The organism is Hymenobacter sp. PAMC 26628 (genome assembly GCF_001562275.1).
Taxonomy (GTDB): domain Bacteria; phylum Bacteroidota; class Bacteroidia; order Cytophagales; family Hymenobacteraceae; genus Hymenobacter.
Map to the genome: position 1 here is coordinate 3847563 of NZ_CP014304.1, position 12231 is coordinate 3859793.

General features: G+C 64.3%; 7 protein-coding genes. 6 read left to right on the forward strand and 1 reads right to left on the reverse strand.

Annotated features, from left to right (window positions below; genetic code table 11):
• Positions 1 to 34 precede the first annotated feature (34 nt).
• The 3 genes from AXW84_RS16725 (at position 35) to AXW84_RS16735 (ending at position 5821) form a co-directional block, all read left to right on the forward strand.
• On the forward strand, positions 35 to 2905 hold the full coding sequence (locus AXW84_RS16725; protein WP_082773950.1) for a malectin domain-containing carbohydrate-binding protein: 2871 nt from the start codon (positions 35 to 37) through the stop codon (positions 2903 to 2905).
• Between the two features lie 262 nt (positions 2906 to 3167).
• A complete protein-coding gene (locus AXW84_RS16730) occupies positions 3168 to 5309 on the forward strand; it encodes a LysM peptidoglycan-binding domain-containing protein (RefSeq protein ID WP_068235788.1) in 2142 nt (713 codons plus the stop codon).
• A 251-nt stretch (positions 5310 to 5560) separates the two neighbouring features.
• Positions 5561 to 5821, forward strand: coding sequence for a hypothetical protein (locus AXW84_RS16735; RefSeq protein ID WP_068235792.1), 261 nt, complete (start codon positions 5561 to 5563; stop codon positions 5819 to 5821).
• 66 nt (positions 5822 to 5887) lie between these two features.
• Here the strand turns inward: AXW84_RS16735 and AXW84_RS16740 are convergent, their stop codons facing one another.
• Positions 5888 to 6949 (reverse strand): fatty acid desaturase family protein, encoded by a 1062-nt coding sequence (locus tag AXW84_RS16740; protein WP_068235794.1) that lies wholly within the window; start codon positions 6947 to 6949, stop codon positions 5888 to 5890.
• Positions 6950 to 7293: 344 nt separating this feature from the next.
• Between AXW84_RS16740 and dnaE the strand changes: the two genes are divergently transcribed.
• The 3 genes from dnaE to AXW84_RS25130 all read left to right on the forward strand — a co-directional run bounded on the left by dnaE (position 7294) and on the right by AXW84_RS25130 (position 12078).
• Positions 7294 to 10977 (forward strand): DNA polymerase III subunit alpha, encoded by a 3684-nt coding sequence (gene dnaE, locus AXW84_RS16745; protein ID WP_068235797.1) that lies wholly within the window; start codon positions 7294 to 7296, stop codon positions 10975 to 10977.
• 164 nt (positions 10978 to 11141) lie between these two features.
• Positions 11142 to 11471, forward strand: a complete 330-nt coding sequence (trxA, locus tag AXW84_RS16750; RefSeq protein ID WP_068235800.1) for a thioredoxin — start codon at positions 11142 to 11144, stop codon at positions 11469 to 11471.
• Positions 11472 to 11688: 217 nt separating this feature from the next.
• Entirely contained in the window at positions 11689 to 12078 is a 390-nt protein-coding gene (locus AXW84_RS25130; protein ID WP_071891453.1) for a hypothetical protein, read from the forward strand.
• The last annotated feature ends 153 nt before the right edge of the window (positions 12079 to 12231 follow it).

Consider the following 12231-nt stretch of genomic DNA (forward strand, 5'->3'; position numbering starts at 1 on the left):
CCTAAGCGTTTCCACATTTCTCGTCCCTCCTAATATGCTCCCAAATTTTACTGCTTCGTACCGTCCGGCGGCCGTGCGCCAGTGCGCCGGCCCGCTCCTAGCGGGGCTACTGCTGGCCGCTGGCGCGGCCCGCGCCCAGGGCCCCACCGTCACCAGCCTATTGCCCGCACGTAACGCCGTGGCTGCGCCGCGCCCCACGCCCGTGGCCGTTACCTTCAACCAGGCCCTGGCCAACAACGCCGCTACCCAGGGGGCCCTGAAAGTGTTCAGCCAGCAAGCCGGCGGCCTGAAGGCCGGCACGGCCGCCGTCAGCGGCAGCACCCTGCGCTTCCAGCCCACCACGACTTTTAAAGCGGGCGAAACGGTGTCGGCCACCGTCACCGCCGCGGCCCAAAGCAGCACCGGCGTCGCGGCCCAGCCGCAGGTATTCCAGTTTACCACGGCCACCAGCCCGACCAACGGCCTCTTCGGGGGGGGCTCCGACGCGCCAACGAGTAAGGGGCTCACCGACCTGGTGACGGGCGACGTGGACGGCGACGGCGACCTGGACATCATTACGATCAACGGCGGCAACACGTTCGGTGCCTCCAACGACGTGAGCATCCGCCTCAACAACGGCGACGGCACGTACACCAACAGCCCCCACTCGTTTTTGGTGGGCAGCTCGGGCCAACAACTAAGGGGCCTAACAATCGGCGACGTGGATGGCGACGGCGACCTGGATTTACTGCTAACCTCTATCATAGATAATGGTCATGCTCCTGGAGCCGCGCTGGAATACCTCAACGATGGCAAGGGTACTTTCACAGCCAGCGGCTCCGTGCCGCTGGGCTTCGATGTCGGCCAAACCGTGTTGGGCGACATTGACGGCGACGGCGACCTGGATTTTCTGGGCGTGAGCACCGCGGGCATCCCTGGCACAGGAAGAACTTATAGAATTGTCGTGGCGGTGCGGCTCAACGACGGCCACGGCGTATTCAGCGGTACCCAGACCCTGGAACAGCAAACCTCCTACCTGGCGCTGGGCGACGCGGACGGCGACGGCGACCTCGACCTGTTCGGGAGCCTGCGCGGCGTGGTGATCCTGAGCCTGAACGACGGGCAGGGTGTTTTTGGGACTGCCCAGCCGTTGGGCATAAATAATAACGACATCTACGCGGGCCGCTTCGTGCTGGGCGACTTGAACGGCGACGGCAGCCTCGACGTGGCGGGGGCCTCCTACGATAGCACAATCAAAGATGGCACGATCAACATCGGCCTCAACGACGGTACGGGGGCCTTCACCACTAGCCCGGCGGTAGCGCTAGCAGATCCTAATATACAAGTCTCCGATGTCTACCTAGCCCTGGGCGACGTGGACGGCGACGGCGACCTCGACTTGGTGGGGGCCGGCGCGGGTCCCCCCGTGGTGGGGGCGGGCGCGGGGGCCACTACCGTGAGCGTGCGGCTCAACGACGGCCAGGGCCACTTTACGGGCAGCCGGCAGGTAGCGGTAACCATTGCCGCCTCGGAGGAGGCGAGATTGTGGGCCGTGGCGCTGGGCGACGTGGACAACGACGGCACCTTGGACATCCTCGCCGGCAGCGCCAGCGCGCTTCCTTCGCCCGACAACAACAATAGCATCGTGAGCGTCCGCCTAAACCAGGCGAAGACCCTCGTGCCCAACGCCTACCGCCTGAACGCCGGCGGCCCGGCCCTGGCCACTACCCGTGGGGCCTTCGCCGCCGACCAGTACTACGACGCGACCGCCGCCAGCGCCGCCTTCTCCACCAAGTCCCCCATCGCCGGCACGCCCGACCCGGCCCTCTACCAAACCGAGCGGTTCAGCACCCAAGGCGCCCTCCGCTACGCCCTACCCGTGCCCAACGGCTCTTACAGCGTCGTGCTCCACTTCGCCGAGTTCTACTGGACCAAGCCCGGCCAGCGTGTTTTCGACGCCGCTTTGGAAGGCCAAAAAGTGCTCGACCACTACGACATCGTTAAGAAAGTGGGGCCCCTGACGGCCACCACCGAAACCTTCACCGTCACCGTCACCGACGGCATCCTGAACCTCGACCTCACGGTGCCTTACTTAAGCGGTGGCATGGACCAAGCCAAGCTCTCGGCCCTGGAAGTGCTGCCCGTTCTGCCCGCCGCTATCCGCTTGAACGCCGGCGGCGGGGCCCTGGCCACCACCCGCGGGGCCTTTGCCGCCGACCAGTCCTACTCGGCCGCCAGCGCCGCCTTCACCACCACGGCTCCTATCGCCGGTACCTCTGACCCGGCCCTCTACCAAACCGAGCGCTACGGCACCGACGGCAAGCTCAGCTACGCGCTGCCCGTGGCCAACGGCCAGTACAGCGTCGTGCTCCACTTCGCCGAAATCTATTGGACCAAGCCCGGCCAGCGCGTGTTCGACGCCGCCCTGGAAGGCACCAAAGTGCTCGACCACTACGACATCGTCCGCAAGGTGGGGGCCCTGACGGCCACCACGGAGACCTTCGTCGTCACCGTCACCGACGGCGTGCTCAACCTCGACCTGAGCGTGCCCTACCTGAGCGGCGGCGCCGACCAACCCAAGCTCTCGGCCATCGAGGTGCTGAGCGGCGGCCCGGCCCAGGCCGCCAGCCGCGGGGCCTTGGCCCAGGCAGCCCCCAAAGGCCCGGCGCCATCGGGCGTGAGCGTGTACCCCAACCCCTCCGCCGGGCGCTTCACCCTGGCCTGCACGGCCGCCGTGGCGCAGGCCGCCACGCTGCTGCTCACCGACGAGCTGGGCCGCGTGGTGCGGCGGCAGCAGGTGCAGTTGCAAGCCGGCCCCAACGTGCTGCCCGTGGAAGCCGCGGGAACCCCTACCGGCCTCTACCAGCTCGTGCTGCGCACCGCCGACGGGCAAAGCCAGCGCCAGAAAGTGATGATTCAACCTTAATACAGTCGCTGTTTACCCTTGAAAAAAGCCGCCCCGAATCGTTGGGGCGGCTTTTTTCATTTTGATTATCAGAAAATTATAGTAAAATCCTTCCCCATGACTTCGTAATCAAATTGGGTACTCAGCAGCCATATCATCGATAACCTGGGCGGCTACTCACGCACGCAGGGCTTTCGCGAACCATCTGTGGCAGTAATGCTCCAACTCGCGCAAAGGCCGTTCTTTGTACTTTGCTAGCCTGCTACTTCCCTTGCGTTTCCCGATGAACACCCGCTTTTTGCTGCTGGGGCTACTGGCACTAGCCGGGGCCCCGGCGGCGGCCCAGCGCCCGGCCGCGGCCCACCCCGACGTGCCGGCCGAGATGGACGCCCTGGGCCTGCACCTGGTGCTGACGGAGGAGGCCCAGCGCCTGGTGCAGCTCAAGGCCGATGCGCTGTGCCGGCACCAGCCCTCGTTTCAGGCGCGCGTCGATTTGGCCGACGCCGCGTTTCCGCTCATCGACCAAACCTTGCAGCAGGCGGGCGTGCCGCGCGATTTCCGGTACCTGGCCTTGCAGGAAAGCGCCCTGCTGCCCGACGCCGAAAGCGCGCACGGCGCGGTGGGCTATTGGCAGTTCAAGCGCGAAACTGCCACCGGCCTGGGCCTGCGCGTGGACGGCGCCGTGGACGAGCGCAAACACTTGGCCGCCAGCACCCGCGGGGCCGCCCGCTACCTCAGCCAGAGCAATGCCGCGCTGCGCAACTGGCTCGACGCGCTGCTGAGCTACTACACCGGCCTGGGCGGCGTGAAGCCCTACACCCTGCCCACCGACGCCGGGGCCACCGAAATGGCCATTACGGCCGACACGTCGCCCTATGTGCTAATGTTCCTGGCCCAAAAGGTGGCCTACGAGCCCGCCTGCGGCCTGAACCCGCACCCGGCGCGGCTGCGCGAGTTGCCCGCCACGCCGGGCCAGGGCCTGGCCCAGCAGGCGCAGGCCCTGGGCGTGCCGCCCGACGCCCTGGCCGCCCAAAACCACTGGCTGCTGGCCGCCACCGTGCCCGCCGACGGCCGCCCTTACACCCTGGTAGTGCCCGTGGCCACCGATGCCCAGGCCGCCGCCGTGCTGGCCCGCCAGGGCCAGGGCGCCAGCCCCGACCTGCCCGCCCGCCCCGTGGCCGACGCCCGCCACCCCGCCGAGGTGCGCGTGAATGGCCTGCGGGCCCTCATCGCCCTGCCCGGCGAAACCACCGCCGACCTGGCCCGGCGCGGCGGCCAGCACTTGCCCCGCTTCCTGCGCGACAACGACTTGCGCCCGTTTGACGCCGCCGTGCCTGGCCGCCCCTACTACCTCGAAGGCAAGCGCGACGACGCGGAAGTGGAGTACTACGTGGTGCAGCCCAACGAAACCGTGGCCGATGTGGCCCAGAAGTTTGGGGTGCGCCGGCACGCGCTGTCCAACAAAAACCGCCTGGCCCCTTTTGAGGCCCTACGACCCGGCCGGGTGCTGTGGCTCCAGCACACCCGCCCCCGCAACGTGGCCGTGGAGTACCGTACCTCGCCCGAAACCAGGGCCCCCAGCCCCGTTGTCGTAGCCGCCGTCCCGCGCCCAGCCGCGCCCGTCGCCGCGCTGCCGGATGCGGACCCGGCCGGCGCCGACGATTCGGCGGATGCGCGGGCGGGCTGGCCGGCCCCGCTGCCCACGCGCCCCCGGCGCGCGGCGCCGCTGCCCACGGCGGGCCCCACGCCCACGCCCGCCGTGGTGTACCAGCCCGCCCCGTCGAAGCCCATTCCTGTGCCCACCCCCATTCCCGAGGTGGAGGAGGAAGAGCCCACGCCGCCGCCCGCTCCGGCCGTACCCGTGCGCCGGCCCACGCCACCAGCCCCCGAAACCGCCCCGGTAGTAGTGCGGGCCCCCACACGGCCCGTAGTTACTCCAGCCCCGGCGCGCCCGGTGGCACCCAAGCCGGTGCCCGCGGCACCCGTAGCCACGGCCGCGCCCGCCGTGCCCAGCCGCTACCAGGTGCTGCCCCACGAGGGCGTGTACGCCATTGCCCGCCGCTACAACTTGCGCCCCGCCGACCTGCTGGCCTGGAACCAGCTGCCGCCCAACGCCGGCCTCACCGTGGGCCAAACGCTGCGCCTGACGCCGCCGACCACCGCCGGGGCCCCAAGCACTACGGGCATCGTGTACCAGCCAAGGGCCGCACCGACACCAGGCACCGCGCCAGTGACGGAAGCCCCGGCTACCCCAGCCGCTACGACGCCCGCTGTGTGGCACGCAGTGCTGGCTGGCGAAACCCTCTACAGCCTCTCGAAGCGCTACGCAGTGAGCGTAAGCGACCTGCTGGCCTGGAACCACAAACCCGACGCCAGCGTGCGCCTGGGCGAAGTGCTGCGCATGAACGCCCCGCCCGCCCGCTAGTTTTTTCGTTTTCTCAAAAGCTGTTCGAGTTAATGAAAACGGTCACGCTGAAAAAGAATTTTAATTAAACACGCCTTTTTTGTTCGGTTGCTAGGCGCGCATTCATCCGGTTGGTGGGTTTAGCGCTGCTGGTGTTGGGGCGGTATTAATGGTGAACCCGTTCGCGTGCCTCGGCACCAGCTGGGGCCCCAGCCGCCGCCCGCACCCGTGTCGACCACCGATTTTTCCCAGACGGACATGGCGCAGTTTGGGTGATTCGTGGCGTTTTTGCGACACCGCTCCCCGTCGGCAGCGGGTTTCCGGGGCCCCTGGCGGCGCCCTACCTGCTGGTGGGCGTCACCAACGCCCGCACCTACGCCGGCCTCAGCCCCGATACCTACCGTTTCTCGCCCCTGCCCATGGCTGAGGCCGACGTCCAGCGCTTACACGGCACAGACGAGCGCATTCGGGTGGCCGATTACGAGCGGGTAATTCGGTTTTACGTGGCGCTGATTAAGAATTTTCAAGCCTAATAACCAGTTGGGCCCGCCTCGCGGTTTGCGAAGCAGGCCCAACAAAAATCGGCAAAGCGCAATTTTTTACGCCGCCACCAGCACCGGCCGGGCAATGCGCTGGGTGCGCGCGCGCAGCAGGACCACCACGTCGGCGTCGGAGCCGTAGCGGCCGCCCAGGTTCACGAAGTTCTTGGCCAGCAAGTCGTAGCGCTTCAGCATGAGGAAGGCGAAGATGTGCAGGTAGTGGATGCCGTCGAACACCACGGCGTCGTTGGCGGCGTACTTGTCCACGTTTTGGCGAAAGTTGGCGGGGTGGTCGGTCCAGTGCAGGCCGGGGCGCAGGTGGTGGCTGATGTGGTAACCGTCGTTCCAGCACTTGTGGTTGTAGGCCGTGTTGATGCAGGTGGCGCTGTTGGTGTAGCAGTTGTCGGGCGCGGCGCCGTCGATGAAGGCGTGCTGGCTCCAGTTGCCAAGCATCATCACGATGCGCGTGACCAGCAGGGGCCCCAGGAACACGACCAGCGTGGCCGGCAGGTTAATGAACGCCAAGCCCAGCACCACGGCCGCGTAAGCCAGCTCGCCGCGCACCGCCCGGTAGCGCAGCGTGAACTTGCGGGTGCGGCCCAGGTAGCCCACCAGCCGCGCCACGCCCAGCACCAAAAAATCGCCCAAGTAGTGCAAAAAACCCCAGGCCGAATCGCGCTGGTAAAACATGGTCGAGCTCTCGTCGTCGGGCATATTGTTCTCGGGGTGGTGCATCCCCATGTGGTGGGTGAAGTACGTTTCCGGGGTTTGGCCAAACAGGGGCCCCACCACCCAGGGCGTAAACTTATTGAGCCACTTGTGCGCCTTTTTGAACAGCGGGCGGTGCGTGGTGCAGTGCATCATCAGCCCCAGGGGCCCCTTGAAGTAGAACGTGCCCAGGAAAAAATATAACCCGGCCGCTACCCACCACGCCGCGCCGTGCAGGGCGGGCGTGAACAGCAGCCCCGCCAGCGGCAGCATGGTAAGCGAAATTTGCAGCAGCAGATACACAAACGGCAGGTCGCGCTCGTCCTGCACGTAGCGGGCGGCAAATTGGTGGAACCCCGACGGGGCGGCTACTGGGGCGTAGCCCGGGTCGGTGGAGGTAGCGAGGTCTTTCATAGTTGAAATGAGCCTTTTTTCGCTACCTGGCGCGCCGGACGGCCGATGGGTACGAACCCACAGGCGACTAAACCCAAAGGAGGCAAGGAGGAAGTGAGCGCCGGGCCCTGAGCTAACGGTGCGCCTACGTATTAGTTGGGATGCCTAAGTATTAATCCTAAACCCAACCGTACAAAACTAGTTCAAACGGCGGGCCCGGCGGCGGCGGCGCAACTTTCAAATTATCAATCGGCTGGCGGGCGCGCCGGCTTTCGGGGGCCCCGGGCCGGGCCCGCCGGGCGAACCATCCCGGGGGCCCCGGCCTTATCTTTACCCTAACCCCTCGTTTTGCTTCGCCCGCCGCCATGCCCGTTTTCTCGCACCTCCACAGCCACACCCAATACTCGCTGCTCGACGGCCAGGCCAGCATCGGGGCCCTCATGAAAAAAGCCCAGGCCGACGGCATGCCCGCCGTGGCCCTCACCGACCACGGCAACATGTTCGGGGCCTTCAACTTCGTGGCCGAAGCCAACAAGTACAACGTGAAGCCCATCGTGGGCTGCGAATTCTACTTAGTGGAAGACCGCCACAAAAAAGCCTTCAGCCGCGAGAAGGGCGAGCGGGACGTGCGCCACCACCAGCTGCTGCTGGCCAAGGACCAGGCCGGCTACCACAACCTGAGCAAGCTCTGCTCGCTGAGCTTCATCGAGGGCTCGTACTCCAAGTTTCCGCGCATCGACAAGGAGCTGCTGGTGCAGTACCACGAGGGGCTCATTGCCACCAGTTGCTGCATCGGGGCCGAGATTCCGCAAACCATCCTGTTCCGCTCCGAAACCGAGGCCGAGGAGAAGCTTAAGTGGTGGCTGAACCTGTTCGGCGACGACTACTACATCGAAATCCAGCGGCACGGGCTGATGAATTTCGACGGTACCGGCAAAAGCCAGGAGGACGTGAACCAGGTGCTGCTGCGCCTGGCCCACAAGCACGGCGTCAAGGTCATCTGCACCAACGATTCGCACTATGTGGACCAGACCGATTTCGCGGCCCACGACCTGCTGCTGTGCGTGAACACCGGCGAGGAGCACAGCATCCCGGTCGGCGACATTCGCACGAACTACTACACCCTGCTCACCACCGACGGCACGGTGCGCTACGACCTGCTGGATAACCTGCGCCAGAACCACGGCCGCGACGAGCGGGCCCAGAAGCAGCTGCGCCGCATCGACGAGGAGCTGCAAAAGCCCAAGCCGCACACCCGCTTCGGTTTCGCCAACGACCAGTTCTACTTCAAGAAGCAGGCGGAAATGAACGCGCTGTTCGCCGACGTGCCGCACAGCGTGGACAACACGAATGAGATTGTGGACAAAATCACGCCGCCCAAACTGGCGCGCGATATTTTGCTGCCCAACTTCCCGCTGCCCGCCCAGTTCGCCAACGCCGACGAGTTCCTGCGCGACCTCACCTTCAAGGGCGCGTTTGAGGGGCCCAAGCCGCGCTACTCCGAGCGCACGCCGGAAGTAGAGGAGCGCCTAAACTACGAGCTGCGCATCATCCAGACGATGGGCTTTGCGGGCTACTTTCTTATTACCCAGGATTTTATTAACCACGGCCGCTCGGTGGGCGTGGCGGTGGGCCCCGGGCGGGGCTCGGCGGCGGGCTCGGCGGTGGCCTACTGCGTGGGCATCACCAACATCGACCCGATTAAGTACTCGCTGCTGTTCGAGCGCTTCCTGAACCCGGAGCGCGTGAGTATGCCCGACATCGACATTGACTTTGACGACGTGAACCGCCAGAAAGTCATCGACTACGTGGTGCAGAAGTATGGCAAAACCCAGGTAGCCCAAATCATCACCTTCGGCACGATGGCGGCCAAAAGCTCCATCAAGGACGTGGCCCGGGCCATGGAGCTGCCCCTGCCTCAGACGAACGACCTCACCAAAATGGTGCCCGAGCAAGTGGGCACCACTCTGGCCAAGGCCTTCGCCGAGAACATGGAGCTGGACATGATCCGGCGCGACGAAAGCCCCGACAACCTCAAGGGCCAGATCCTGCGGCTAGCCGTGCAGCTCGAAGGCTCGGTGCGCAACACGGGCATCCACGCGGCGGGCGTCATCATCGCCCCCGACGACATCACGAAGTACATCCCAGTTTCAACTTCCAAGGACTCGGACCTGCTCGTGACGCAGTTCGACGGCAAGGTGATTGAGAGCGCCGGGATGCTGAAGATGGACTTTCTGGGCCTCAAAACCCTGACCATCATCGTAGACGCCCTGCGCTTGATCGAGCGCAACCACGCCGTAAAAATCGACATCGACGACATTCCGCTCGACGACGAGAAAACCTACGCCCTGTACCAGCGCGGCGACACGATTGGCACGTTCCAATTCGAGTCCGAGGGCATGCGCCAGTACCTCAAGGACCTGAAGCCCACCAACATCGAGGACTTGATTGCCATGAACGCCCTGTACCGCCCGGGCCCCATGCAGTTCATCCCGAACTTCATCAACCGCAAGCACGGCCGCGAGGAAGTGGTGTACCCGCACGAGCTGCTCAAGCCCATCCTAGAGTACAGCCAGGGCATCATGGTGTACCAGGAGCAGATCATGCAGACGGCGCAGATCCTGGCCGGCTACTCGCTGGGCGGGGCCGACTTGCTGCGCCGCGCGATGGGCAAAAAGGACATGAAAAAGATGGCCTTGGAGCGCGAGAAATTTGTGAAAGGCGCCGGCGAAATCCATAAGATTCCGGCGAAGAAGGCCTCCGAAGTGTTCGACGTGATGGAGAAGTTTGCCGAGTACGGCTTCAACCGCTCGCACTCGGCCGCCTACTCGGTAGTAGCGTATCAGACTGGTTACCTGAAGGCCAACTACCCCGCCGAGTACATGGCCGCCGTGCTCACCAACAACATGGGCGACATCAAGAAGGTGACCTTCTTCATCGAGGAAGCCCGCAAGCAGGGCGTGGACGTGCTGGGCCCCGACGTGAACGAAAGTCTGCTGAAATTCAACGTGAACCAGGAGGGCAAAATCCGCTTCGGCATGGCCGCCGTGAAGGGCGCGGGAGAACTGGCGGTGGAGTGCATGGTGGAGGAGCGCGAAAAGGCAGGGCCCTACTCCGACATTTTCGACTTCGCCAAGCGCGTGAACCTGCGCACCGTGAACAAGAAAACCTTCGAGAGCCTGGCCCAGGCCGGTGCGTTCGACGACTTCGGCAAGCACCGCCGCCTGTACCTCGACGCGCCGGCCGGCGACCAGCCACTCATCGAAAAGGCCATGAAGCTGGGCCAGCAGCACGCCGCCGCTAAGGAAAGCAGCCAGCACAGCCTGTTCGGGGCCTCGGCCTTCGGGGCGGTGGCCGCGCCGCTGCCCAAGATGCACGAGATGGAGCCCTGGACCAAAACCGAGCAGCTGCGCCGCGAAAAAGAAGTGGTGGGCTTCTACCTCTCGGGCCACCCCCTGGACAGCTACAAGCTGGAGCTGGACGCCTACTGCACCTGCGGCCTGGAAAAAGTGGAGACTCACAAAAACAAGGAAATCAACGTGGCCGGCCTCATCACCAACGTGGCCTTCAAGACCACCAAGATGGGCCAGTCGTTCGCCACCTTCACCCTGGAGGACTACGAGACGAGCATCAGCCCGGCCCTGTTCCGCGACGACTACACGCGGTTTGCGCCGCTCATCAACCCGCGCAACTACGCCAACGAGCAGGTGCCGCCCATGTTCGTGCGCCTCAAGCAGGAGCTGCGCCGCGGCACCCAGGACCAGTGGGACCTACGCATCCTGAACATGCAGCCGCTGAGCGAGGTGGCTGAAAAGCTGAGCAAGGGTGTGCGCGTGCGCCTCGACCTGCGCACCGTGACGGGCCCCATGCTCGACCGGCTAGAGGAAGCCATCCAGGCCGCGCCCGGCCGCAAGCGCCTCGAAATCCAGTTTGCCGAGCCCCACGAACACTTGGCGGTGGACATGTTCTCGCGCAAGTTTCAGATTGAGCCTAAAGTATTTATCGAAAAGATGCAGGAGATGGAAATGGACGCCTGTCAGCTCATCTGACGGCCCCGAACCTAATGCTTGCGCGCCGGGTTTGCTACCTAACAACGCGCCCCGCGGCGAGTATGAACTTTCTATGGAGCCCGTTGTTAAGCCCCCAATCTGCTACCTTGCGACCCCGTTGGCCGTACACGCCAGAATCTATTTAAACCGCAACTCTTACTGTAATGGGACATAAAGCAATTGAGATTACCGATGCCAATTTCGAGTCCATCATCAACTCCGACAAGCCGGTGCTGGTCGATTTCTGGGCCGAATGGTGCGGCCCTTGCCGCATGGTGGGCCCGGTAGTGGAAGAGCTGGCTGGCGAATACGAAGGCAAAGCCATCGTGGGCAAAGTTGACGTGGACGCCAACCCCCAAACCTCGGCCAAGTTCGGCATCCGCAGCATCCCCACGCTGCTCGTGTTCAAGAACGGCCAAATCGTTGACAAGCAAGTAGGCGCCGTGCCCAAGCACGTGCTCGCCCAGAAACTCGAAGCCCAAGTGACGGCCTAAGTGTCCGTACTTCTGTTTATAAATGCGAAAGCCCGGGCCCTGCGGTCCGGGCTTTTTTGCGTGGTTTTGGCACGGCGCTTGCAAATGAATAAATGCGGCTGCGGGGGCTCGGTCTAATAAATTAAGCGCCGCAGTGCTACATTTCCAGCGGCATCGGGGCTATTCCCAGGCCACGCGAACTTCTTCACCTCCCACTCACCTTTTTCCAGTCTTTTTTATGAAACGCCTCCTCGGTTTTCTGCTCTCGCTCAGCCTATTGGGCAGCGCTGCTCACGCCCAAGCCACGGCCCCCGCTACTGGCACAATGAGCTCGTCGAAAATGACGACGACTAAAATGTCGCAAACCCCAGCCACGACGACGCACACCAGCACGTCGAAAGCCGGGATGATGGGCACGACATCCACCGGCACGAAAAAGACGGCCACCGTGTCGTCCTCTTCGACCGCCAAAATGAAGGCCGATGGCACGCCCGACATGCGCTACAAGGAGAACAAGATGGCCAAAACCAGCACCACGACCACCGCCAAAATGAAGGCCGACGGTACGCCCGACATGCGCTACAAAGCCAACAAAACTTCGAATACGACGACCAAGAAAACGATGTAATTTTGGGGCAACTCACCCCAGTTTTTCAAAGCCCTTCCCCACCCGGGAAGGGCTTTTTTTAGCGCGTAACCGGCGGATAAATCCGTACTAAACGCCTGCCACCGGGGCCCCGGCAATTCGCGTCTTTTGCCGCCGAGCACAGCGGCGCATTCG